The 23,789-nt window shown below is 73.7% G+C and carries 23 protein-coding genes; 11 read left to right on the top strand and 12 right to left on the bottom strand.

The window, feature by feature from the left end; all coding sequences use genetic code 11:
- Positions 1 to 19 precede the first annotated feature (19 nt).
- Both ACWCPW_RS28970 and ACWCPW_RS28965 read left to right on the top strand, forming a co-directional pair.
- Positions 20 to 1,483: a carboxylesterase/lipase family protein gene (locus ACWCPW_RS28970; protein WP_449764527.1), complete on the top strand. Its 1,464-nt coding sequence runs from the start codon at positions 20 to 22 to the stop codon at positions 1,481 to 1,483.
- Positions 1,465 to 2,637 (top strand): type ISP restriction/modification enzyme, encoded by a 1,173-nt coding sequence (locus tag ACWCPW_RS28965; protein WP_449764526.1) that lies wholly within the window; start codon positions 1,465 to 1,467, stop codon positions 2,635 to 2,637. The genes ACWCPW_RS28970 and ACWCPW_RS28965 overlap by 19 nt, the downstream gene beginning before the upstream one ends.
- Positions 2,638 to 2,650: 13 nt before the next feature.
- Here the strand turns inward: ACWCPW_RS28965 and ACWCPW_RS28960 are convergent, their stop codons facing one another.
- Positions 2,651 to 3,226 (bottom strand): Uma2 family endonuclease, encoded by a 576-nt coding sequence (locus tag ACWCPW_RS28960; protein ID WP_449764525.1) that lies wholly within the window; start codon positions 3,224 to 3,226, stop codon positions 2,651 to 2,653.
- A 113-nt stretch (positions 3,227 to 3,339) separates the two neighbouring features.
- Positions 3,340 to 4,512, bottom strand: a complete 1,173-nt coding sequence (locus ACWCPW_RS28955) for an amidohydrolase family protein (protein WP_449764524.1) — start codon at positions 4,510 to 4,512, stop codon at positions 3,340 to 3,342.
- Positions 4,513 to 4,826: 314 nt separating this feature from the next.
- On the opposite strand from ACWCPW_RS28955, the gene ACWCPW_RS28950 reads away from it, so the two are divergent.
- Complete coding sequence (locus ACWCPW_RS28950) at positions 4,827 to 5,570, top strand: hypothetical protein (protein WP_449764523.1); 744 nt, start codon at positions 4,827 to 4,829, stop codon at positions 5,568 to 5,570.
- A gap of 207 nt (positions 5,571 to 5,777) precedes the next feature.
- On the opposite strand, the gene ACWCPW_RS28945 is transcribed toward ACWCPW_RS28950, so the two are convergent.
- Both ACWCPW_RS28945 and ACWCPW_RS28940 read right to left on the bottom strand, forming a co-directional pair.
- Complete coding sequence (locus tag ACWCPW_RS28945) at positions 5,778 to 6,914, bottom strand: serine hydrolase domain-containing protein (RefSeq protein WP_449764522.1); 1,137 nt, start codon at positions 6,912 to 6,914, stop codon at positions 5,778 to 5,780.
- Between the two features lie 68 nt (positions 6,915 to 6,982).
- Positions 6,983 to 7,585, bottom strand: a complete 603-nt coding sequence (locus ACWCPW_RS28940; RefSeq protein WP_395863102.1) for a TetR/AcrR family transcriptional regulator — start codon at positions 7,583 to 7,585, stop codon at positions 6,983 to 6,985.
- Positions 7,586 to 8,699: 1,114 nt separating this feature from the next.
- Between ACWCPW_RS28940 and ACWCPW_RS28935 the strand changes: the two genes are divergently transcribed.
- On the top strand, positions 8,700 to 9,530 hold the full coding sequence (locus ACWCPW_RS28935) for an ABC transporter ATP-binding protein (RefSeq protein WP_449764521.1): 831 nt from the start codon (positions 8,700 to 8,702) through the stop codon (positions 9,528 to 9,530).
- Complete coding sequence (locus ACWCPW_RS28930; RefSeq protein ID WP_449764520.1) at positions 9,530 to 9,874, top strand: hypothetical protein; 345 nt, start codon at positions 9,530 to 9,532, stop codon at positions 9,872 to 9,874. The genes ACWCPW_RS28935 and ACWCPW_RS28930 overlap by 1 nt, the downstream gene beginning before the upstream one ends.
- A gap of 92 nt (positions 9,875 to 9,966) precedes the next feature.
- Here ACWCPW_RS28930 and ACWCPW_RS28925 read toward each other — a convergent pair whose 3' ends face one another.
- Complete coding sequence (locus ACWCPW_RS28925; RefSeq protein WP_449764519.1) at positions 9,967 to 10,317, bottom strand: nucleotide pyrophosphohydrolase; 351 nt, start codon at positions 10,315 to 10,317, stop codon at positions 9,967 to 9,969.
- Between the two features lie 131 nt (positions 10,318 to 10,448).
- Between ACWCPW_RS28925 and ACWCPW_RS28920 the strand changes: the two genes are divergently transcribed.
- A complete protein-coding gene (locus tag ACWCPW_RS28920; RefSeq protein ID WP_449764518.1) occupies positions 10,449 to 11,240 on the top strand; it encodes an exodeoxyribonuclease III in 792 nt (263 codons plus the stop codon).
- An 87-nt stretch (positions 11,241 to 11,327) separates the two neighbouring features.
- Here the strand turns inward: ACWCPW_RS28920 and ACWCPW_RS28915 are convergent, their stop codons facing one another.
- The 3 genes from ACWCPW_RS28915 to ACWCPW_RS28905 form a co-directional block, all read right to left on the bottom strand.
- Complete coding sequence (locus ACWCPW_RS28915) at positions 11,328 to 12,485, bottom strand: DUF5925 domain-containing protein (protein ID WP_406300247.1); 1,158 nt, start codon at positions 12,483 to 12,485, stop codon at positions 11,328 to 11,330.
- Positions 12,486 to 12,589: 104 nt separating this feature from the next.
- Positions 12,590 to 12,958 (bottom strand): GntR family transcriptional regulator, encoded by a 369-nt coding sequence (locus ACWCPW_RS28910; RefSeq protein WP_449764517.1) that lies wholly within the window; start codon positions 12,956 to 12,958, stop codon positions 12,590 to 12,592.
- A 226-nt stretch (positions 12,959 to 13,184) separates the two neighbouring features.
- Positions 13,185 to 14,444, bottom strand: coding sequence for an MFS transporter (locus ACWCPW_RS28905; protein WP_449764516.1), 1,260 nt, complete (start codon positions 14,442 to 14,444; stop codon positions 13,185 to 13,187).
- A 305-nt stretch (positions 14,445 to 14,749) separates the two neighbouring features.
- Here ACWCPW_RS28905 and ACWCPW_RS28900 point away from each other — a divergent pair, with 305 nt between their 5' ends.
- On the top strand, positions 14,750 to 16,948 hold the full coding sequence (locus ACWCPW_RS28900) for a hypothetical protein (protein WP_449764515.1): 2,199 nt from the start codon (positions 14,750 to 14,752) through the stop codon (positions 16,946 to 16,948).
- Positions 16,949 to 17,381: 433 nt separating this feature from the next.
- Here ACWCPW_RS28900 and rpmG read toward each other — a convergent pair whose 3' ends face one another.
- Positions 17,382 to 17,546, bottom strand: coding sequence for a 50S ribosomal protein L33 (rpmG, locus tag ACWCPW_RS28895; RefSeq protein ID WP_395863083.1), 165 nt, complete (start codon positions 17,544 to 17,546; stop codon positions 17,382 to 17,384).
- 232 nt (positions 17,547 to 17,778) lie between these two features.
- On the opposite strand from rpmG, the gene ACWCPW_RS28890 reads away from it, so the two are divergent.
- Positions 17,779 to 18,516 carry a Mut7-C RNAse domain-containing protein gene (locus tag ACWCPW_RS28890; protein ID WP_449764514.1) on the top strand — a complete coding sequence of 246 codons (738 nt, stop codon included), beginning with the start codon at positions 17,779 to 17,781 and terminating at the stop codon, positions 18,514 to 18,516.
- Between the two features lie 82 nt (positions 18,517 to 18,598).
- Complete coding sequence (locus ACWCPW_RS28885) at positions 18,599 to 19,468, top strand: SCO6745 family protein (RefSeq protein WP_449764513.1); 870 nt, start codon at positions 18,599 to 18,601, stop codon at positions 19,466 to 19,468.
- 142 nt (positions 19,469 to 19,610) lie between these two features.
- On the opposite strand, the gene ACWCPW_RS28880 is transcribed toward ACWCPW_RS28885, so the two are convergent.
- The gene (locus ACWCPW_RS28880; protein WP_449764512.1) at positions 19,611 to 20,576 is read right to left on the bottom strand and encodes a pirin family protein; all 966 of its coding nucleotides are present in this window, start codon (positions 20,574 to 20,576) and stop codon (positions 19,611 to 19,613) included.
- On the opposite strand from ACWCPW_RS28880, the gene ACWCPW_RS28875 reads away from it, so the two are divergent.
- Positions 20,458 to 20,913: an LLM class flavin-dependent oxidoreductase gene (locus tag ACWCPW_RS28875; protein WP_449764511.1), complete on the top strand. Its 456-nt coding sequence runs from the start codon at positions 20,458 to 20,460 to the stop codon at positions 20,911 to 20,913. The genes ACWCPW_RS28880 and ACWCPW_RS28875 overlap by 119 nt on opposite strands.
- 7 nt (positions 20,914 to 20,920) lie before the next feature.
- On the top strand, positions 20,921 to 21,379 hold the full coding sequence (locus tag ACWCPW_RS28870; protein WP_449764510.1) for an LLM class flavin-dependent oxidoreductase: 459 nt from the start codon (positions 20,921 to 20,923) through the stop codon (positions 21,377 to 21,379).
- A gap of 337 nt (positions 21,380 to 21,716) precedes the next feature.
- Here the strand turns inward: ACWCPW_RS28870 and galK are convergent, their stop codons facing one another.
- Entirely contained in the window at positions 21,717 to 22,826 is a 1,110-nt protein-coding gene (galK, locus tag ACWCPW_RS28865; RefSeq protein WP_449764509.1) for a galactokinase, read from the bottom strand.
- Positions 22,823 to 23,788 (bottom strand): UDP-glucose 4-epimerase GalE, encoded by a 966-nt coding sequence (galE, locus tag ACWCPW_RS28860; RefSeq protein ID WP_449764555.1) that lies wholly within the window; start codon positions 23,786 to 23,788, stop codon positions 22,823 to 22,825. The genes galK and galE overlap by 4 nt, the downstream gene beginning before the upstream one ends.
- Position 23,789: the final 1 nt, after the last annotated feature.

The following is a 23,789-nucleotide window of genomic DNA, read 5'->3' as shown; positions in this document are numbered from 1 at the left end:
GGGTCCTATGCTCGGTGCCATGGTGCGTGTGCGGACGTCGCTGGGTGGACTGGTCGGCGAGGAGTCGGACGGGGTCCGGATCTTTCGAGGGGTGCCCTTCGCCGCGCCGCCGGTGGGGCCGGCCCGGTTTCGTCCTGCCCGGCCGCCGGCGGCCTGGACCGGCGATCGGGACGCGCGCGAGTTCGCCCGCGCGGCGCCGCAGCCGATCGGCCGGTACGGGGCCGCGCCGGTGGCCGTCGACGAGGACTGCCTGTACCTGAACATCCACGCGCCGGCCGAGCCCGGCCCACATCCGGTGCTCGTGTGGGTGCACGGCGGCGGCTACACCTCCGGCGCGTCGTTCGAGGGCGTGTACGACGGCGGCGGGTTCGCCCGGCGCGGCGTGCTGGTGGTCACCGTCGCCTATCGGCTGGGCGTGCTGGGACTGTTGCAGTTGCGCCACCTGCTCGGCGACGAGTACGCCGCCTCCTCGACGAACGCGCTCCTGGACGTGGTGCGGGCGCTGAGCTGGGTGCGCGAGCACATCGCCGCGTTCGGCGGGGATCCCGACCGGGTCACCCTCGGCGGGGTCTCGGCGGGCGGGAAGCTCACCGCCAACCTGCTCGCGCTGCCCGCCGCGCGCGGGCTCTTCCGCCGCGCGATCGTGCAGAGCGGCGGCGCGCAGACGGTGCGCACGGTGCCCGAGGCCGAGCGGGCCACCGGGCACGTGCTGGCCGCACTCGGGCTCGGCGCGGACCGGGCCGCCGAGCTGATCGACGTGCCGTCGGCCGAGCTGCTCGACGCGCAGGAGCAGGCGATCGGGCGCGGTACGGCACGGTTCGTGTTCCGGCCGGTGGTCGATCCCGCCGGGCCGCTGCCGGTGACGCCGTTGCGGGCGATCCGGGGCGACGTGCCGATCCTGCTCGGGTCGAATCAGGACGAGGAGCAGATGTTCGCGGTCACGGAGGGGACCGGTGCACGCGAACCCGGACCCGCCGACCTGGCCAACCTGCGCAGCCCGGACGCGCTCGCCGCACTGGTGCGCACCTACGCGGAGATGTACCCGGACCTGAACGGGCGCTCGCGGCGGATCCGGCTGCTCACCGCGGAGTCCTACGGGATACCGACCGTGCGGCTTGCCGAGGCGCAGCTCGCGGCCGGCGGCACGGCGTACATGTACCGCTTCCGCTGGGCGCCCAAGGCGCATCCGCAGCGGTTGGGGTCGCCGCACGCGATCGACATCCCGTTCGTGTTCGGCACGCTGGACACGCCGCTCGGTCGCTGGTTGACCGGCGGGGTGCCGCCCGCCGCGCGGGAGTTGTCCGATCGCATCCAGCAGGCGTGGGTCGCGTTCGTCAAGGGCGGGCCGCCGGTGGCGGACGGTCTGCCGGCGTGGCCCCGGTACGACCCGACCGAGCGGCGCACGATGCTGCTCGACGTGCCGGCGACGGTGGTCGGCGATCCGGATCGGGAGGAGCGGCGGGTGTGGGACCACGCGCTGTGAGCCCGGGCGGGCCGCCTCCGCTGGCGGATCTGATGCCGTGGGGCACGAGTGGGATCGGTACGGGACGGACCTGGGTGTACGCGCCCGAACGGGAGACGCTGCGTCGGCGCTGGTCCCGGCTGGCCGCCGCCGAGGACCGCAACACGCTGTTGCAGCCCACCCGTTCGCGCACGGACGGGTCCCGGCCCGCGCCGCTGCCCGGGTGCGAGGCCCCGGTCGGGCCGCTGGCGCGTGAGGTCGGCCCGACGCCTCGGCTGGTGCGGGTCGCCCGGCGGCCCTTCGATCGGCAGTGGCTGGTCGCGGATCACCGCGTGGTGGACTTCGCCCGGCCCGAGCTGTGGCGGGTGCGCGGGGATCGGCAGGTCTACCTGACGGAACGTCAAGCGGGGGACCCCTGGCCGCTGTTGTGCAGCGCGCTGCTGCCGGACGCGGCCCATCACGGTGGTCGGGGCGGGCGGGTCGCGCCGCTGTACCGGGACCCGGCCGGCCGGGTGCCCAACCTCGCGCCCGGTCTGGTCGAACTGCTCGCGGAGCGGCTGGCCGTCCCGGTCGCCGCCGAGGACGTGTTCGCCTGGATCGTGGCGGTGACGGTGGATCCTGCGGGGGTGCCGCTCACGGCCGACCCGAAGGTGTGGGCGGCGGGCGTCGAACTCGGCCGCCGGCTGATCGGCCTGTACACGTTCGGCGCGCGGTTCGGCCGCCCCGGCGACGGCAAGCCCCGACTTCCGGGCGGTCGGCGCCCGTTCGTCCGTGAGCCGGTCCCGGCGCGGCCGACGGGCGCCGGTTACGACGAGGAGACCCGCTCGCTCCGGCTCGGCTCCGGCCGGATCGGCCCCGTCCCGCGCGAGGTGTGGGACCTGGGCATCCTGGAGCCGTGGATCGCGGCCCGCACCGAACCCCCGGGCGAGGGCCTGGAGCGCATCCGCGAACGCACCTGGTCGGCCGACCTGACCAGCGAACTGATCGACCTGCTCCATGTGTTGGGCCTGCTCGCCGACCTGGCCGGGGAGCAATCCGAACTCCGCGCCCGGGCCGCCGCGGGCCCCACCCTCGACCCCGCCGCCCTGCTCCCGCCCGCCCCCGCGACCCGCCGCCCACCCACGGTCCTGGACATCACCGAGGAGGGCCCCGGCGGCCAGGCCGTCCTGGTCTGACCGACCGCCGCGCTCAGCGGAAGAAGATCGACGTGTCCAGTACGGCGTCGAAGGGATCGGGTACCGGAATACGCCCACCAAAGGGCACGGTGTGCCGTTCCTGGTATTTGCCGTCCGACGGGGACGCGAACAGCGTGACCTCTTGACGGAGCGGGTCGATCAGCAGGTAGAGCGGGATCGGACCGGAGGCGTAGCCGAGTGGCTTGACCTCACGGTCGTCGTGCTGACTCTCCCGACCGGCGGAGACGACCTCGACGACGAGGTGGAAGACATCGGCGGGGAGCTTCCAGTCGTCGAAGTCCCAGTTCGCGTCTTCGTCGAAGACAACCATGTCGGGGACGTATCCGTCGCCACCGATGCCGGGAAGCATGACGGTGACGGGGGACATCGGAACGTCCAGGCCTGCGGGAAGGTTCGGTTCCAGGAACTTCGAGAACAGCCGACGCAGCAGGCCGCCATGTCCGCTCACAGGGGTGGGTGACATCACGATGCGGCCTCCGATCAGTTCCACCTGGACGGTCTCGGGTGCCTCTATCGACTCGAAGAGGGCAGCGATATCGGAGTCGGTGGAGTGGGGGCCGTTGCTCATGTCGATGCCTCCTGTGGACGGCTCTGCACGCCGCCCACCTTACCGAGGCACGAGGATCACCTTCCCGATACATGACAAACGGGAAGGTGCGACATCGCGTGGGAGGCGTCCGCTCAGATCGGCTGGGGGGTGTTCAGGGCTCTTGCGTTTTCGCCCATGATCAGGGCCTTGGTTCGGTCGTCGAAGGGCTTGAGTTCGCTTTCGTAGTCCCTCGGGTTCGGCAGGCCCTCGATGTGCGGCCAGTCGGAGCCGAAGACGACGCGGGCGGGGCCCATCAGGTCGACCACCTCGACCAGGTCGTCCTCCCAGAACGGGTTGATCCAGACGTGCCGCCGGAAGGTCTCCACCGGGTCCTCGGGGAACAGGCCGGGGATCTTGCGGCCGACCGAGCGCAGCTTGCGGAACAGGTCGCCGAGGAACTCGGAGCCGTTCTCCACCGAGACCACCCGCACGTTCGGGAAGCGCTCGAACAGGCGGTCCAGGATCAGCGACGCGAGGAAGTCGAAGATCGGCCGTTCCATCGTCCACAACATGGTCACCGACGGGCCGCCGCCGCCCTTGAAGTCGGTCCGCAGGCCCTGCTTGCGGCTGTAGCCGTTGGCCGAGTAGCCGCTGTCGCCCGCGTGCACGATCACCGGTACGCCGGCCTCGTTCACCCGGGCCCAGAACGGATCGAAGGCCGGGTGCCCGGGCGGGTACGGGCCGTCCGCCGTGTTCGGCGCCGCCGGGCGCATGCACACGATCCGGGCGCCGCCCTCCAGCGCGCGGTCGAGGTCGGCGAGCGCGGTCCGCGGGTCGGCGAGCGCGATGTACGGCGCGGCGAAGATCCGGTCCCGGTAGGCGTACCCCCAGTCCTCCTCCAGCCAGCGGTTGAAGGACGAGTACAACTGCCCGACGGCCGCGGGGTCGTGCGCCAGGGCGGCCTCGTACACCATGCCCAGAGTCGGGAACAGCCAGATCCCGTCCAGGCCCTGATCGTCCATCACCGCCAGGCGCGCGTCCCGGTCGCGGTATTCCGGGCGGATCGGCTCACGTTCGCGCAGGTAGTCCAGTGGGTTGCGGCCGGAGGGGTTGCCGCGGAAGTACTCGGCCATCGCGCCGGCCTTGGCGATCGGGTCGAAGGTCGGATTGACCACGGCGTGGTTCACCGTGCCGCCGATCACGTGGTATTTGCGGCCGTTGATCTCGCACCACTGGATGACCTGCTCGCCCAACCTCGGGTCCAGATGGCGGGTGAAGGCGTCGATGGCCTCGTAGTAGTGGTTGTCGGCGTCGAAGACACGCATGGCGAAGACCCCCTCGGAGCGGCACGAACCCGGCACGAACCCGCACCGGGCACGACGGGACGCGAACCCGGACGCGGGCCGGGACCCGGTGTCCGGGATTGTCGCTCGAAACGTGACACCGTTACAAGGTAAGGCTGTCTGTCTTTTTCGTCGAGGGTCGAAAGACGGCGTGCCGGGGCAGGCGCAGGACGTCCGCGGAGGACGCGGGCGTCGTGGTCCGGGTCGTCCCGGGCGGGTGACGCTCGTTGGGCCGAAGGAGGGAACGGTACGCGCGGCGCCGGCCCCGAGCGGCCCGGGCCGGCTAGCGTGGTCGGGTGAGCAGACACCGAAACCGCCGCGCGACGTCGCCGGCGGTCGCGTTCGGCGTGGCCGTGCTCACTTCGATCGCCACCCCGGTCGGTGCCGCCGCGCCGATCCAGGCCGGCTCGGCGCTCGCGCGCGGGTCGGCCGAGGTACGCCTGCGCCCGATCCCCCCGCCGCTGTCGCCACTTCCGACCGATCACCCGCTCCGGCCCGGCGTCCGGCTCCCCGGCACCGACACGGCCGGCGCGGCGCTCTGCCCGGCCCCCGACCCGGACCTCGCGACCGCGGCGGACCCGCTCGGCGCGGACCGACCGGACCCCGCCACGCTGCGCGAACGGGCCCGCGTGCCGGGCGCCGAACCGGCCCGGGGCGGCTGCCGGAGCCCGCGGGATCCGGGCCGCCGCGCCGATCCGGGCGCCGCACCGCACGTGTCGTCCACCGTTTCGACCGGGCCGGGGGCCGGTCGAGTCGGTGCCGGGTCGCTCCGACACCCGGCGGGCACCGCCCGCCCGGCTGCCGCCGGCAAGCCCCCGCGTCGCGCCAAGCCCCCGGGCGGCCGCGACGGCGCGGCCAAGGACCGAGGTGCCGCCGCCAAGCGGGCGGTGCACGACGGACCCGCGGTGATCGCCCGCAGAGCGATCACCGACCATGTCGCGAACACCGGCTCGGCGCCGGTGTTGCCGCTGAGTGTGGCGGCCGGCTTCCTGCTTCTCCTGGGCGGCCTCCTGCTCGCCGCCGCTCGCCGCCGCGACTGACCTCTGCGCCGGTCGGGCCCCGGACCGGGTCTTTGATCCGCCACCGAGCAGCACGACGCCCGGCACCGCATCCGCGCTTCGGGCTCCTCGCCGCGCTCGCCGCGCCGGCGAAACACGCGAATGCAACAACCACGCGGGCACTTCTCCGGCACTCCGATACGTGGCGCCGGGCGCCGCGATGCTCGGCGCCGCGATCGAAGACCCGCCTCAGCGGGACGAACAGCCGCGCACCGCTTCGATCAGCCCGAGTGCCCGTACGTCCGTGTGCAGTGGCGACCGGCCGTTGGTCACGTACGCGAAGGCCAGTCCCGCCGCCGGGTCGGCGAATGCCAACGGGCCGCCGCTGCCCGGGTGTCCGAACGCGGCGGGGTCGCGGGAGACGCCGAAGAACGCGGTCTCCGGCTTCATGAAACCCAGGCTGAACGCGGTGTGGTCGCCCAGGATGCGATCCCGGCCCTCGACCACCGTGCGGGTCACCTCGGTGACGGTCGCGGGGGAGAGCAGGCGCACGCCGTCCAGCGTGCCGCCCCCGGCGAGCATCGCGTACACCCGGGCCAGCGCCCGGGCGTTGGTGACGCCGAGCCCGGAGGGCACCTCCCACGCGAGCACGTTCGGATCGTGATCCGCGCCGGGGGCGGCGAGTTCGGGCAGCGCGAGCATCGCCCGGCCCAGATCGGAGCCGAGGTCGAGCAGGCCGGGGTCCATCGGGGCGAGCGTGGTCAGGTGCGCGAGCCGGGGTACGACGGTCGCCGGCAGGCCGATGTGCGCGTCGACGCCGAGCGGGCCGGCCACCTCCTCGGCCAGGAACGCGCCCACCGTGCGCCCGTCCACCCGGCGGATCAGCTCGCCCGCGTAGAAGCCCCAGGTCACCGCGTGATAGCCGTGCGCCGTCCCGGGCTCCCACGAGGGCCGCTGGGCGGCCAGCGCGTCGGCCAACGCGTCCGGTACGGCCACCTGGTCGAGCGTGATCGGCTCGTCCAGGAACGGCAACCCGGCCTGATGCGAGAGCAGTTGGGCCACCGTCACGGCACGTTTGCCGGCCGCCGCGAACTCGGGCCAGTAGCGGCACACCGGCTGCGCCGGATCGAGGAGGCCGCGATCGATCAGCACCGCCAGGCACGTCGCGACCAGGCCCTTGGTGACCGACCAGACCACCTGTACGGTGTCCGGCTCCCAATCGCGTCCCGTGTCCGGTTCGGCCAGTCCGCCCCACAGGTCCACCACCGGTGCCCCGTCCAGATGGACCGCGAGCGCGGCGCCCACTTCGCCGTTGATCGCGAAGTTCTCCTCGAACGCGGCCTGTACGGGCGCGAATCCGGGCGCGACGAAACCGTCGACGTGCATGGTGTGGTCCTTTCGCGAACGCTCGGGCTCCCCCACCGGCGCCGGCGTGGTCGGCGGCCGTCGCCTCGTCAGTTCCGGGGGGTGACGCCTTCCAGCACGAGCGCCGTGAACTGGGCTTCCAGTTCGGGCAGGGTGCGGTCGATGCCGGACTTCCAACCGGCGGTGAGCCACAGTGGATAGGCCAGGTAGCGGTAGACCAGCTCCGGATCCAGATCGGCGCGGAACTCCCCGGACTCGATGCCCTCCTGAAGGGTGTTCAGCCACAGGTCGCGAACCCGGGCACCGTCCGCCGCCAGATGCGCGAAGCGCGGCAGCGTGGCCAGGTAGGCGTAGTCCCGGACGTACATCGTGGCCGCGTCGGGGTGGTGCTCGATGGTGCGGAACGCGGCGTGCACGAGTCCGCGCAACCGGTCGCTCGAGGTGCGCGCGTCGGCGAACGCCTCGTCGTACCACGTCGACAGGTCGCGCATCGCGCCGGTGAGGATCTCGTCGATCAGATCCTCTTTCGAACCGAACCAGTGGTAGATGCTGCCCGCGAGAATCCCCGACGCGTCGGCTATCTCGCGCACCGTCGACGCGACGACGCCCTTGCGGGCGAACAGCGTTGCCGCCTCGGACAGGATCACCTCCCGGCGCGGAAGTGCTTCGGGTTCCGTCTTCCTGCGTGACATGAGCGCCCGTTCTCGGTCCGGCGGGTGGATGCGGCTGCGTCGTGCGGTGCGTGCAGCCTAACCGCAGGTGGAGCGGTTGCCGTTGATCGGTGGGGGATTGCCTTCAGGGAGAACCGAACTGCCTATCTAACATTTGTTAGATTGTGCTGAACCTTCTACGCCAGTTCTCGAATCGCTGTCAAGGCCCTTGCGAACAAAGGGCGTTGCGGTCTAGCTTGTGCCGCATCCGGGACTCCGTGGGGGATGGCCGGGCGGGGAGACGACGCGAGAGGCGTTGGCTCCCATGGCTCGATGGACGGCACGCGCGGCGCACGCCGTGCGCACGACACGCACCACCAGAGCGGCACGAGCAGGTCGAGGACCCGCCGGGAATCGATTCCGGACGGGCGGCCCCGTCGTGCCCGCTCGCACCGCGCCGGTCACCGGCGTTCGCGGCGGTGCGTCGACCGAGCTCGCGGCACTCGTGCACGGTGCGGTCTGACCATGGTCACCTTCGTCGCGCCGTTCGCCGCCCACGCGGTGTGCGACCGCCTCGGGGCCGATCCGGGCCGACTCCGGGTCGCCGGGCATGGGTTGCCCGGTCACTCGGGTGCGCCGTCATCCCTCGTTCCGACTTCGGTGTTCGCGACGCGTCCCGATCGGGTCGTGCCCGGCCGGGTCGACGGGGACAGGTGCGGCCGATGGCACCGAAACAGTACACACCACATGTCGTGGCCGGGAGGTGACGCCGGGTCAGGAGGGGAGCCGACGTCTGTCCGGTTCGCGGAGGTTGTCCCGGATACGTCCGGGTCGGTATCGGACGGGGTGGGGGAGCCCTGTCCGAGCGCCGATCCGGCTTCCGGATCGGCCTCCGATACGGGTGGCGTGCGGGTGGGGGGTGACGCCGTGTCAGGTATGGCGTCCGCTCCCGCGCGCCGCCCGGGGGAAGGGCCCGACGCCGGGGCGTGCCCGCATGCGCGCCTCGGCTCGGGCCCCACAACGCCGCGCGGCCGGGGGGCGGCCGTCGCGGCACGGCAGGTGTCGCTTGGGGAAGCGGCACTCGCGGGCCCGCCCGCGCGGGTGCGAACGACCGTTGCACACGCGCGGGATCCGGGCCGAGCCAAGGAGGGCGACCATGCCTGACCCGGCGCGCCGGTACGTCCCGGGGCCCGAGCCGGTCCCGGCCACCGCGTCCGACCAGGTGCGGCGACCGGTCCTGCGGGCCCGCGACATCCGGGTGGACTTCGGCGGAGTACGCGCCGTGGACGACGTGTCCCTGACCGTCGATCGCGGCGAGGTGCTCGGCGTGATCGGCCCGCGCGGCAGCGGCAAGACCACGCTGCTCAACGCGATCACCGGGGTGGTGCCGGCCGGCGGCGAACTGTTCGTGGACGGCCGGCCGGTCCGCCTGGGCAGCCCCGAACGCTCGCGCGGGGCCGGCCTGGTCCGGATGTTCCAGACCCCGCAGCCGGTCCGCGCGTTATCCGGCGCGGACAACGTCGTGCTCGCCGGCCCCGACACCCGACACCGGCTGCTGCTCGCCTCGTGGTTGTTACGCCCGATGATGGCGCGCGTCGAGCAGGAGCGCAGACCCGGCGGACCGGTCGCGCCGGGTCGCACGGGCCCGCGCGGTCGCCCCGAGCGGAACGCGAGCGTGCTCACGTACGGCGAACGACGGCTCCTGGACATCGCGCGCGGCATGGTGGCCGTACCGCGTGTGCTGCTGCTGGACGAACCGAGCGCCGGATTGACGCCGCGCGAGACGGAGGCCCTGCTGCTGCTCCTGCGCGGTGTCGCGGCGGACGGCGTGGGGCTGCTCGTGGTGGATCGCGAGAGCGACTTCGTCGACGCGGTGTGCGATCGGGTCACCCTGTTGGAATCCGGCCGCGTGGTTGCGGAGGGCACGCCGGCCGAGGTGCGACGGGACCGTCGTGCCATGGACGCCTGTTCGGGAGGGCACGCGTGATGCCTGAGACCGAGTCGAAGCACGCCGAGACGCGCACCATCGGCGGCATCGGCGCCATCCACGACGTCGACGAGATCGACAAGAACGGCGAGACCGAGGAAGACAACGGGGTCGGTGGGATCCCGAACGGGGGAACAACCATGACGGACACGCTGCGCCAAGGTGCCCGGTCCGCGGTCGACGGTCTGCCCGGCGACCTCGGGGCCCTGCCCTACGAACCCGACGCCCCGCGCACCCAGACCAGGCTCGTGGCCACGACCCCCGCGAAGCCGGACCCGCGCGGGCCGGGCGTCGGCCACCGGATCACCCGCGCGCGGCACTGGATCCGGCTGCGCCGGGCGTAGCCCGCACGGCGGTCGTGTCCGCCCGGTCCCAGCGCGCCACGCCCGGGCGCGGATCGGCCCGCACGACGACCCGGCGCCCGGATCGGCCCGCGCTACAACCCCGACGCGCCCGGCGGGTACTTGATCGCGTTCTTGACCATCTTGTCCCGCAGCGCCTGCGCCGGGTCGATGCCGAGCTGCCCCGCGAGTCCGAGCAGGTAGGCGAGGACGTCCGCGACCTCCTCCCGGACATGCTCGCCGCGCTCGGGGTCCGACATCACGTCGGCGGCCTGCTCGGGGGTCAGCCACTGGAAGATCTCCACCAGCTCCGCCGCCTCCACACTCAGCGCCATCACCAGGTTCTTCGGCGTGTGGTACGGCTGCCAGTGCCGCTCCGCGGCGAAGGCGGCGAGCGCGGCGGTCAGTTCGGCGAGTTCGGACCCGGGTGGGGGAGTGCTGTCCATGCCCCATGCCTACCGCATCCCACGCGCGCCGGGCGCATCGGCGGTGTCACCCCGGCGAGGGAGAATGGCCGAGGGGTACGTCCGGCCGGCCCGGCCGCCCCGACCGCCGTCGTCCGCCCTGGAAGGTTCGCATGAGGGTCGCCACCTGGAACATCAACTCGATCGGGGCCCGGCTGCCCAAGCTCCTGGAGTGGCTGGAGCGGGCCGCGCCCGACGTGGTGTGTCTACAGGAGCTCAAGTCCACACCCGAGGCCTATCCGAGCAAGGAGCTGGAGGAGGCCGGCTACGAGTCGGCCGTCAACGCCGGCGGGCGCTGGAACGGTGTCGCGGTGTTGTCCAAGGTCGGTCTGGCCGATGTCACCCTCGGACTGGAGGCCGGCCCGGGCTTCCCCGAGGTCGACGGCCCGCACGAGGCCCGGGCGATCTCCGCGACCTGCGGCGGCGTCCGGGTGTGGTCCGTGTACGTGCCCAACGGCCGCGAGGTCGACAACCCGCACTACGCCTACAAGCTGGAGTGGCTGAGCGCGCTGCGCACCGCGGTCGCCGCGGACGCGGCGGGCCCGCGACCGTTCGCGGTGCTCGGCGACTTCAACGTCGCGCCCACCGACCGCGACGTGTGGGACATCTCGCTGTTCGGCGAGAACTCCACCCACGTGACGCAGGCCGAGCGGGACGCGGTCACCGCGCTGGAGGGCGTGGGACTGCGCGAGGTGATGCCCCGAGCGCTCAAGTACGACGTCCCGTTCACCTACTGGGACTACCGCGAGCTGGGCTTCCCGAAGAACAAGGGCATGCGGATCGACCTGGTCTACGGGAACACGCCGTTCGTCACCGCGACCACCGACTCCTACGTCGACCGCGAGGCCCGCAAGGGCAAGGGCACCAGCGACCACGCGCCGGTCGTGGTGGACCTGGACGTGTAGCCCGGCGGCCACCCGGTCCCGGAGCCGGCCGCGCGTCGTCTCCGGGACCGGGCGCCGGTAGGGATTTCGCCGCCACGGCTTCGGCCGCTACAGATACAACCCCTCGCCGCCGTGCCGGGGCCGCTCCACCTCGACCGGCGCCGCGCCGTTGCGCAGCGCGTACAGCTCCGCGAGGGTCGCGTGCGTACCGATGCCGTCGGCGGTGCCGAGCCACTCGCGCGCCTCGGCGAAGTCCAGCGGGCCGACGTCGATCTGCGCCAGGCAGCGGCCGGGGCGCACCACCGCCGGGTGCAACCGGCCGAGGTTCTCGTTGGTGGTGATCGCCACCATCACGTTGCGGCCCTGACCGAGCAGACCGTCGGTGAGGTTGAGCAGCCGGGACAGCGCCTGACCGGCCGAGCGCTTGGCCTCGCCGCGGATCAGCTCGTCGCAGTCCTCCAGGACCAACAGCCGCCACCGCTGCTTCTTGGACTTGTCGTGCGACTCCTCGTCCTCGTCGCCGCGCCCGATCGCCACGTCCATCAGGTAGCCGGTGTCGCCGAACAGCGCCTCGGGATCGAGTACGCAGTCCATCCGGCACCAGTCCTGCCACGAGCGGGCGAGCGCGCGCAGCGCCGTGGTCTTGCCGGTGCCGGGCGGACCGTGCAGCAGGATCAACCGCCCGGACACGTCGTCGGGCGTCACCTTCATCAGCCGGTCGAACGCGCCGGCGGTCGGCGCGGTGTAGTTGCGCCGGATGTCCTCCCACGGCGCGGCGGTGATCGCCCGGGTGGTGCGGTACGGGCCGCGCCGGGCGGAGAAGTACCAAAAGCCCATCGCGACGGCCTCGTCCTTGGGCGGCGGATCGGCCGCGGCGCCCTTGACCGCCTTCTTCAACACCGCGCGGCCGACCTTCTCGTCGACGGCGGTCACGGTGACCTCGCCGCCACCGCTGCGCCAGCGCACCGAGCGCAGGGTCCAGCCGTCGCCGACGGCGAGCTGGGAGGAGCGGTCGTCCTCCTCGACGGCGCGGACCACCTTGGCGCCGCGCGGCACCAGTCGGGCGCCGGGCTTGACCCGGTCCAGGCGGGTGGTCCTGGCCCACGGCTGGGCGCCGGTCACGAAGGCGGCGAGGGCGAGCCCGTCCACGGCGTCGTACGGGGTGTCCGCGTCGTCGAGTCCGAAGACGAAGGGCAGCAGCGTCGAGGGGTCGTCACCGGCTGAGCTCGGCGCCCCATCCGATGGGCGGGACGTCTGGCGAGGCATCGACATGAATTCGATGATCCGGTGCCCCGGGCCGTCCGTACAGAGGTTTTCGCGTAGCGCTTTTTCCCGACCGGGTGGGCCCGGCCGGGGTTCGAGGAGCGGGTTCAGGCCTCGTAGACCGCGTCGAACGCGGCCAGCGCGGTGGTGATCGCCTCGTCGCGGGTCAGGCCGAGCCGGTGTGCCCGGTGGGCGTACTCCAGCGCGGCCTCGCTCGCGGCCCGGTGCGCGGTGTCGCCGACGGCGGCGACGAAGCTCCCGGAACGACCCCGGGTCTCGATCACGCCGTCCGCCTCCAGTTCGCGGTAGGCGCGGGCGACGGTGTTGGGCGCGAGGCCGAGGTCGCCGGCCAGGCCGCGTACGGTCGGCAGCCGGGTGCCGGCGGGCAGCGTGCCGGCCCGGGCCTGCTCGGCGAGCTGGGCCCGAATCTGCTCGAACGGCGCGACGGGCGAGGCCGGATCGACGGTGATCACCATGGCCGCGAGCCTAGGGCCTGGCGGGGCTGCCCGGCGTCGGCACGGCCGCGAGCCCCGGGGCCGGGCCGTGGTGCCCTGCGGCCGTGGCCGGCCGGTGTGAGCCCGGGGCCGGGCCGTGGTGCCCGGCGGCAGCCCGGCGCCGAGCCCAGGGCCCGGGCTCGGCGCCGGGTGCGCCACCGGTACCGGTGGCGGGGCCGATGGCGTCGCCCGATCGTGGGGCGCCGAATCAGGACGCGGCGACCGTGGCGACCGGGTCGCTCACCTGCTGCCCGGTCGGCGTCCGGGACAGCGTCCTGACCTCGGGGATCACGAACACGGCGAGCACCAGCACGACACACGCGCCCGCGCACGCCCACAACATGTTCGCGTAACCGAAGGCGTTGCCCGCCGGGCCCGCCAACGCGGTGCACGCGGGGGCCAGGGCCATCGAGCCGAGCCAGTCGTAGGCCGAGACGCGGGCCACGTACTCGGGCGGGATCTCCTGGTGCAGGGCCGACATCCAGCACACGCCGAACACCTCCATGCCCACCCCGCAGACGAACATCGACACCGCGAGCAGCGGCCACGGCGCGGGGATCGCGAGCGCGACGAAGGTCGGCGCGACCGGCAGGAGACCCCAGTTGCCCACTCGAAGCAGTCGGCGCGGCCGATACCGCACCTGGATCAGGCCGCCGACCAGGGCGCCCAGACCCAGCGCGCTCAGCGCCACGCCCCACGGCCAGGCCGCGCCCCAGTGCTCCTCGGCCACCAGCGGCCCGTACACCGTCTCGCCGGCGGTCATCACCCCGTTCAGCAGCGCGAACTGCAGCACGATCCCCCACAACCAGCGCCGCGCCACGAACACCCGCCAGCCGTCCGCGAGTTGCCGCAACACCGAATCGTCCTCGACCGGCCCGGACGCGGGCAGCCGCATGAACAGCCGCAGCACCGCGGCGCACACGAAGCCGGCGGCGTCCAGCACGAGCACCGCCCCGGGCCCGATCACGGTGGTCAGCGCCCCGCCGAGCGCCGCCCCGCCGATCTGCGCGCCGGTCGCGGCGACCCGGTACACGGCCAGTGCCGGCCCGGCGTGCTCGGCCTCCATCGAGGCGAACAACAAGCCCTGTGCGGCGGGCAGGTACAGCGCCTGCGCGGAACCGCCGATGCCGGAGAGCAGCATCATCACCCACAGCTCGGCTCCTCCGGTGATCACGTAGACGCCGAACACACCCTGGGACAGCGCGTTCGCGACGTTGGCGAGCACCATCACGTGATGCCTCGGGAAACGATCCGCGATCACCCCGCCCAGCAGCAGGAACCCGACCAGCGGCAGGGTCCGCGCGGCGGCCACGAGCCCGACACCGGTCCCGCCGCCACCGGCGTCCAGTACCGCGAAGGCCGCCGCGATCAGCGCCCCGGAATTGCCCAGCCCGGTGATGAAGGTGGCCCCGGTCTGCAACACGTAGTTGCGGCTCGCCCATGCGGGCAGCGCGAGTCGGCTCGACATTCGTGACTATCCGCACAAACGCCGGGCCGTTGTCGAATGATTTCCGGGACACCCGCCGGCGGCGGGCCGGTTGCCGCGTCACGACCCCGGCACGGGAAGGCGGAAGTACGCGGCGCCGCGCGCACGGCTGCGGCACGGTGGACCCGTCGAACCCAGCGTGGTCACACGCTCGCCGAAGGGGGAATCCGTGTCCGACAGACCGTCGATCCGGGCGTTGTTCGCCGTGGATACCGAGAGGTTCACGCGGCACCGCCGGGACCCGGACGACGAGCCGCACGTCGGCGGCCCGGCTCGGGGCGTGTGAGATGACCCTTCCCGACGAGCGGCCGCTCGACCCGGCCGCCTCGGTACGCGCCGTCCCGCCGCGCGACGGCGCCGCCGAATCCCGGTGGTCCGAGCGGCGGATCGACCCGGAACGGGTTGGCCGGGACCGGCCGCACGTGGACCGGCCGCCCCGGGACCGACCGGATGGTGACCGGCCGGACGCGGACCGACCGGACGACGAGGACCGGCCGTTCGAGGACCGACCGTTCGAGGACCGGCCGGACGAGGATCTCGTGCGTGCGGACGCGGCCGGCACGGTGATCGTCAACCTGGACGGGGCGACCGGGACGCACGTCTTCGGCGCACGGATGTACGCGGAGCTGACCTCCGGGGCCGGCCCCGGCAGCGCGCGCCGGTTGCGGCAGGCGCGCGAGGGGCCGATCTGGCCGGAGGAGAGCGAGTTCGTCCGGCGCACGTTCGTCCCGCCGAAGGGCTACCTGCGCGCCCGCAGCATGATGGCCCGCCACCTGATCCTGCTCACCGGCGAGGCGGGGTCGGGCAAGCGCACACTGGCCCTGCACCTGATGCAGGACCAGTACGCCGGGCAGGTGATCGCGCTCGACCCCGACGAGGACCCGACCACCCACCGGATCCAGCGCGGCCGGGGCTATGTGGTCGACGGCGCCGCCGCGGACCCGCTTGCCGGGTGCACCCGCCACGACCTCGAACTGCTGCGCCGACGCCTGATCGAACGCGACAGCGTGCTCGTGGTGACCGCGGTCGCCACCGCGCCGGTGCTCGCGCTGTGGGCACCCTGGCACGTGCCGTGCGAACGGCCCGACCCGCTCCAGGTGCTGCACAGCCACCTCGCCCACCATCTGGGTCGGGACTGGGAGCGCCGCCACCTGGACCTGGTGGACGAGGACGTCGCCGAACTGGTGCGTGCCGACGGGGGCCGGCCGGACCGGGCGGCGGCCGTCGCCGGCGACCTGGCCGACCTGGCCGGCGGCAGGTTCACCAGGACCGAGGTGCTGAACGTGCTGCGCGACCGCGACCACGCGGCTGTGGCCGACTGGCTGCGGGCCCATCCCGGGCGCGCCGACTGGGCGCTGATGATCGCGGCGGCGGTCTTCGAGGGGCACGACTACGGCATCGTCGCCGAGCGCGCGGGGGCGCTGCGCGAGACGCTGGCCGAGTGGCTGCCGACCGCGGCCGAGGAACCGGCCGACGACTGGCCGCCACGGACCCGGGCGGCCCGGCTGGACCTGATCGACGCGACCACGATCGCCGCCGACGCGACGCGTGACGGCGCCCGCTACCGGCTGGACGTGGTCGCCTTCGACCGACCGCACTGGGCGGCGTCGGTCCGGGCGCACGTATGGGACCTGTATCCGGACCTGCGCGACCCGCTGCTGGACTGGTTGGCCGCGACCCCGCGGCATCCGCCGGACGTCCATCGGTTCGCGGCCCGCGCCGCGGGCGACCTGATCGCGACCGGTCGCGGGCACCTGCCGTTGGCGCCGGTGCTGCGCTGGGTTCGGGACGACGACGCCAGGCGCTCGATGGCGGTACCGGTGCTGCGGGCGGCGGCCCGGGACGCGGTGGTGGCCACCCAGGTGCGGCGCCTGTTGGCGGACTGGAGTCGGGACACCACCCGCTCGGGGCTGCGGCTGATGGCGGCACGGGCGTACCCGGGGCTGGCGTCGGTCTATCCCGGCCGGACCCTGACGGATCTGCTCCGCCTGGCCCGGACGGGGGATCGCGCGGTGGCGGCCGCGGCCCGGGAGGGACTCGCGGCGCTGTGCCGGGACGGCATGCGCGCCGAGTCGGTGCTGGAGCGGGTGGAGGACTGGGAGGAGGCGGGGGCCGCCGCCGAGGTGGCGGCCGTCCTGGTCGGCGAGGACGTCGACGGCGAACTGCTGACCAGCGAGCGATTCCTGGCCGTGGTCCGGCTCGCGGTGTGCGATCGGGACGGATACCGGGTGGTGGCCCGGCTGTTCACCGAACTGCTCGGCACCACGCGGGGCGACTCGACCCGCGCGGCGGCGCTGCGCGCGACCTTCGCGCTGCTGTTTCGCCCCGGCCGCGGCCACGGCCTGGATCGCCTCGCGTACGACCTGTCCCGGCTGGCCCACCGGGGTCTGCCCGACGGCGACGTGATCGACATCAAGGTGCTCGAACCCGCGATCACCGCGTTCGAGGAGCCGCCGACCCGAGCGAACGGGGGCGCGAGCGCATGAGCGACGACCGGATTCCGCTGATTCGGCCCGCCGCCGGCTCGCGCATCCTCAGCCACCTCAGCCATCGGCTCGGGTCGCGCGCCGATCACCTGCTCGTGGTCCCGTCGAGCGCGAAGGCTGCTCGGCGACGCCGACGACTTCGCGCGCGATCGCCCGCGGAGGGCGATCGTGGCCGGGCTCGCCGCGTGCGGACCGCGTGGGTGGACGTGCCGCGCGCCCCGGACCCGCGGGACGACCCGGTCGAACGCGGTTCGGCCGCGAGGGGCGAAGGGAGACGAAGGGGGACGAACCGGAATCGGGCGGATGGCGAATTCGGCACGACCAGGGGCCGCGCACCCGTCGCGGTGCGCGGCCCCTGCGGTTCGGCTCTCTCCCCGTCGGCGTCCCGCCGGCCGTTGTGCCGTCCGGCGCATCGCTCCGCCGGACGCTTCGCCTAACGCTCTTCGCGGAACAACACGTGCTTTCCGGCGGCCGGGTCGTACTTGCGCAGGCTCATCCGGTCGGGATCGTTGCGCCGGTTCTTTCTGGTCACGTAGGTGAAACCGGTCCCGGCGGTGGACCGAAGCTTCACGATCGGACGAAGCTCACTGCGAGCCATGGACGCCTCCCGGAGTTTCGAAGTGTGTCCCGATGCGTGCTTCAAGGCACCGGGGCGGTTGGTTATTCCACGGCTCCCACGCGCGAGAGGCGATCCGTCGACGCCCGTCGGGCAGGCGCGCGACATCGGCCGGGCGGGGCGGCGGCGGGCGATCGGGGACGCGCCCCGGCGACCGCGCGATCGCCCCGGAAACCCCGGGCGCGGTGGGGGTGCGCGATGGGATGCTGGCCCGGTGAATCGATCGGACGTGCTGCTTCAGATCCCCGCCGAGTTGCAACAATTCCTGCCGCCGAGGCTGCGCGGACTGCCGGTGACCGTCCCCGCCGACGGGGATTCGACGCTCGGACACCTGGTGGAATCCGCCGGACCGCCGCTGCCCGAGGTCGGTGCGCTGCTGGTGGACGGTCGCGAAGTCGGGCCGGGGCATCGACCGGTCGGCGGCGAGGTCGTGGACGTGCTGCCGATCCGGCGACCGCAGGCCATCCCGGAGTACGCCGACGCGCCGCCGCGCTTCCTGCTCGACGTGCACCTCGGCGCGCTGGCTCGACGGATGCGTCTGGTCGGGATCGACACGGCGTATCACAACGACTGCGACGACCCGACCCTGGTGATCCAGGCCAACGCCGAGCGGCGGGTGCTGCTCACCCAGGACCGCGGTCTGCTCCGGCGCAAGAACCTGTGGTTCGGCGCGTACGTGTACGGGATCCGTGCCGACGGCCAACTCGACGACCTGCTCCGCCGGTTCGCGTTGCCGCTCGCGCCCTGGACACGCTGTACGGCGTGCAACGGCGAGTTGCGGGCGGCGACGCGCGAGGAGGTCGAGTCCGAGGTCGAGGCGGGCACGCTGGACCGGGTGGACGCGTTCGCCCGATGCCGCGCGTGCGACCGGGTGTACTGGCACGGTGCGCACGGCGGTCACCTGGACGAGATCGTCGAGGCCGCGCAGCGCACCGTCGCGAGCATCCGCTGACGGTCGCGGCACACCGCGGCGAGCGGTCGCCGACTGCCGCCGTGCCCTGTCGCGGGCATGCGCCGATGGTTACGGTCGGAGCATGGATGCTCGCACCGGCAGGCGATGCCACAACGTACTGAATCCGCTGCACTCGCTGGTCTACTTCGCCCCCGAAGCCGACCTCGAGTTCGTCGCGGTCGGGTTGCGGAAGGGACGGATGGGCTACTTCGCGTCCCGAGCCGCGCCGATGGGGGCGGTCGGTGCGGCCACCGTCCGGGCGACCTTCTACAACTTCAGTCCGGCGCTGATCGGCCGGCACATCCCGGCGGCGTGGGCGTCGGCCACGCCGGAGGCGGTGTACGCGGCGCGGCTGCGGGTGGTCGACCAGGCGCTGCGCCGGGTCCTGGGCGAGGACCTGGTGCGCTCGGCGGAACTGCGCGAGGCGGCCGAACTGGCGCTGTCCTGCGCGTGGGCGGGCGGCCCGGAGGCCCGGCCGCTGTACGCGGCGCACGCCGAACTCGACCCGCCCGACCCGGCGGAGCAGCCGCACGTCGCGCTGTGGCACGCCGTCACGCTGATCCGCGAGTATCGCGGCGACGGGCATCTGGTGGCCCTGGTCGAGGCCGAACTGGACGGCATCGAGGCGCTGTTCACGCACACCGCGACCGGGCGCGGATTCGTCCCGGAGTTCGCGATCGGCAATCGCGGTTGGACCGTGGAGCAGTGGGAGGCGGCCCGCGACCGGCTGGCCACGCGCGGCCTGGTCGACACGGCCGGCGCGCTCACCGACGCGGGCCGCGAGCTGCGCCGGTCCGTCGAGGAACGCACCGATCGCCTCGGCCTGGCCCCGTTCCACCACCTCGGCGACACCGACACCGCCCGCCTCACCGACCTGGCCGCGATGCTGACCGGCACGGCCCTGGCCAACGGCGCGTTCCCACCGGGCGTCTTCGCGACGCCGAAGGGCTGACCCGGGCGGCAACGCCGACCCGACGACGGGCCGGGCCCGACGCGGGGTCCGGCCCGGCCCGTCCGGTGCCCGATCGAGGACGCGGCCGAACCCGGCGTCGACACCCGGCGTCGACACCCGGCGTCGACACCCGGCCCCGACGTCAGCGAACCCGGCCCCGGGCCCGCAGCGGTACGGACGGCAACGCCGGCGCTTCCATCCGCGGCCCGTCGTAGCCGGTCACCGTGCCGAAGTCGGACCCGTTCGCCCACGCCGTGCGCGCGGCGGCGACCTCCTCGCCGGTGCGCGCCACGAAGTTCCACCACATCACGATCTCCTCGGCGAACGGCTCGCCGCCGAGCAGCATCAGGTCGGCGCCGTTCGTCGACCGGATCGAGAGCGAGGTGCGCCCGCAGCCCAGATACAGCAGCCCGCCGGGGGTGAGCGGCACGCCGTCCACCTCGGCCTCGCCGGACATCGACATCACCGCGTACTCGAAGTCCGGCTCCAGCGGCGGCCGTACGTCCGTGCCCGGCGCCAGCGTCAGGTCCGCGCCGACCAGCGGGCTGTACGCGGTGCCCGGTGAGGTGGACCCGTCCAGCGTGCCCATGATCACGGTGGCGGTCAGTCCGCCGCCGACGACCACCGGGAGCTCGGTGTGGTGCTCGAAGTGCGGGTCCACGCCCCGGTGCGCGTCCGGCAGCGCGACCCACAGCTGCGCGCCGTGCAGCAGTCGGGCGTGTTCGCGCGGGGACTCCTCGGAGTGCGAGATGGCCCGGCCCGAGGTCATCAGACCCAGCTCGCCGGGTCGCACGGTGGCCAGGCTGCCCAGGCTGTCCCGGTGCAGCACGCTGCCCTCGCGCAACCAGCTCACCGTCTGGAGTCCCAGGTGCGGGTGCGGCGGGACCTGCATGCCGGGCGCGTCGGCGATGTCGTCCGGGCCGTAGTGGTCCACGAAGCACCACGCGCCGATCATCCGCCGGCCCAGGCTCGGCAGCAGCCGGCGCACCATGTGGCTCTCGCCCAGCGGCACCTCGCGGGACTTCAGCAACTCGTGGACGGGCGCGCCGGGGACATCGGCCCGGCCGCCGCACGTGGTCAGGGTCGGTTGGGTATCGAGGTTGCTCATGGCGCCAACGCTACGCGGACGGCGGCGTCCGCCCACGGACCCGGTGGGTGAGGAGCACGCACCCGGGCGGGCCGGCGGCGAGGGTCGCGAAGTCACGTCCCGGGATCGGTATCGCCCTGGGATGGTCCGACTCGGCACAGTCGTCGTGGTGGTCCCGACCGAGCACCCGATCCGGCTCGCCGAGGACGCCGCCGCGCTCGACACGCTCGGCGCCGGCCGGCTGGAACCGGGCCCAGGGCGTGGCTTCAATCCCCCGCCGGGCTCCACGACGCCCGGCACCGCATCCGCCCTTCGGGCTCCCTCGCCGCGCTCGCCGCCCCGGAGAAACGCCGAATAGAACCACCATGCGGGCGCTTCTCCGGCACGCCGATGCACGGCATCCGCCCTCCGGGCTCCTCGCCGCGCTCACGCCGCGGAGCCCGACGGGGGATCGAAGGCACGCCCTGGGGGCGGGCTCCGACCCCGCGACGCTCGAAGCGTTCGGTGTCCCGTACCCGGCGCGGCACGCCCGGCTCCGGGAGTTCGTGGACACCGTGCTCGACCTGTCGACCGGCGCCGACCCGGTTTCGTCCGTGCCCACCCCCCGCGACCGGATATGGCTCGGCACCGGCAGTCCCGAAGGCATCGCGTGGGCGGTCGAACGCGGCCTCGGCATCCTCTCCGGCCGGCGCCCGAGCGGCCCCGCCGGCCCGCTCCCGGGCGACCGCGAGGCGGCGGAACACCTGGCCCGGTGCACCCGACCCGAGTCGCCCTCTCCCGTCCGGTGCGCCCCGGCCCGTCGACCGCCCCGACCGAGCGGCTGATTCCGTGGATCACCGCGGGCCGAGCCGCCGGCCGCTTCCCGGTCGATTTCACGCCGACCGACCACCTGGCAATCGGCAACATGTACACGGGTACCCCGTAAACCGTGGCCCGGTCCCTCGAGGCGGACCCCGGCTGTCGGCCCGCCACCGAACTCCTGTGCCACACCCGATCCGTCCGGCTGCCCCCGGCCGCGCTCCCGCCCGTCGCGCGCCGCACCGCGCACGAAGTCCGGCCACTGCTCCGGGCGGCCGCGGCCGAGGTGACCCGAGCCCGGCCGCCGGGACGGATCCGGCGGCCGGGTCGGCGCCCCTCTGCCCCCGGGCGGGCCGGGAGCGGTCAGGATTCCCGGCGCGCACCCGCCGACGGCACCGCCTGGAAGAAGCGCGGAGCGGTGAATCCCCGGGTCGCGAAGGCCTTCTCCACCGCGTCCGCGACCGCCGCGCACCGGTCCGCGTCGACCAGTGCGATCGCCGAGCCGCCGAAGCCCCCGCCCACCAACCGCGCCCCGAGCGCGCCCGCGGCCAGCGCGGTGTCCACGGCGGTGTCGAGCTCGGCGCAGGAGATCGTGTAGTCGTCCCGCATCGACACGTGCGACGCGGTCAACTCGGGCCCGATCGCCCGCACGTCGCCGGCCCGCAGCGCCTCGACCACCCGCAGCACCCGCGCGTTCTCGGTCAGGACGTGCCGTACCCGGCGGCGCAGCGGCCCGTCCGGCAGCGCCGCCAGGGCCGCGTCCGGGTCGGCCACCTCGCGCAGCGACGGCACCCCGAGCAGTCGTGCCGCCTCCTCGCAGGAGGCCCGCCGTTCCGCGTACCCGCCGTCCACGAGCGCGTGTCGGGCCCGGGTGTCGATCACCAGCAGACGCAGCCCCACCCCCTCGCAGTCGAACGGCACATGACTGCCCGTCAGATCGCGGCAGTCGAGGAAGAACGCGTGGCCAGTGACGCAGCCGAGCGAGGCCATCTGGTCCAGCATCCCGACCGGGACGCCCACGAAGTCGGTCTCCACGCGCTGCGCGATGCGGGCCAACCCGACGCGATCCAGGCCCAGTTCGTACAGGTCGTCGAGCGCCAGCGCGACCGCGCAGGACAGCGCCGCCGACGAGGACAGCCCCGCCCCCACCGGTACGTCGCTGTCGATCCGGATGTCGGCGCCGCCGACCTCGTGTCCCGCCTCGCGCAGCGCCCACAACACGCCCGCCGGGTACGCGGCCCAGCCGGCCGGCGTGCCGGGCGCCAGGTCCTCGATCGCGACGTCGAGCGATTCGCTGCCCGCGTGCCCGGACGCGAGCCGCAGCCGGCCGTCGGCGCGTCGCCCGACCGCCGCGCGCGCGGTGTGCGGGATCGCGATCGGCAGCACGAACCCGTTGTTGTAGTCGGTGTGTTCGCCGATCACGTTGACCCGGCCCGGCGCGGCCCAGATGCCCTCGACACGGAACTCGCTCACTGCCCGGCCTCGCCGTTCCGCAGGAAGGACCACGCGTCCGCGACGATGTCCTCGAGCGAGGTCCGGGTGGGATGCCAGCCGAGCAGGTCGCGCGCACGGTCGGCGGCGGCGACCAGGACCGGCGGATCGCCCGCGCGGCGCGGCGCCTCGTGCGCGGGCACCGCGCATCCGGTCACGGTTCGGACCGCGTCCACCACGTCGCGGACCGAGAAGCCGGTGCCGTTGCCGAGGTTGCAGATCAGGTGCCCGGTCGCGGCGCCGCCCGTGTCGGTCGCGTCCAGCGCGAGCAGGTGCGCGTCGGCCAGGTCGGCGACGTGGATGTAGTCGCGTACGCACGTGCCGTCGGGCGTGGGGTAGTCGGTGCCGTACAGCGCGACCGAGCCGCGTGTGCCGTTGGGCACCTGGAGCGCGAGCGGGATCAGGTGGGTCTCGGTCGCGTGCCGCTCGCCGTACCGGCCGTAGGCGCCCGCGACGTTGAAGTAGCGCAGGCTCACCGCGCGCAGGCCGTACGCGGCGCAGTACGAGGTGATCAGATGATCGACCGTCAGTTTCGAGGCGCCGTACGGGTTCGTCGGCGCGCACGGCGCGTCCTCGGTGATCGGCGAGACCTCGGGGGCGCCGTACACGGCCGCGGTGGAGGAGAACACGAAGCGGGCGACGCCGTGCGTACGCAGCGCGTCCAGCAGCGCGAGCGAGCCGCCGACGTTGTTGTGCCAGTACATGGCCGGGTCGGTGACCGACTCGCCCACCAGCGAGGACGCGGCGAAGTGCAGCACGGCGTCGAACGAGGCGTCCAGATGTTCGGCGGCGTCCTGCACCCGGCCCTCGACGAATCGCGCCTTGTCCGGGACCGCGTCCCGATGCCCGGTGGACAGGTCGTCGAGCACCACCACATCGTGGCCGGCCGCGACCAGGTGGGCGGCGACGACGCTGCCCACGTAGCCCGCGCCGCCGGTGACCATG

This window comes from Embleya sp. NPDC001921, assembly GCF_053594475.1.
The sequence above is the reverse complement of the archived record's forward strand: the minus strand, read 5'-3'. Positions and strand labels throughout refer to the sequence as shown.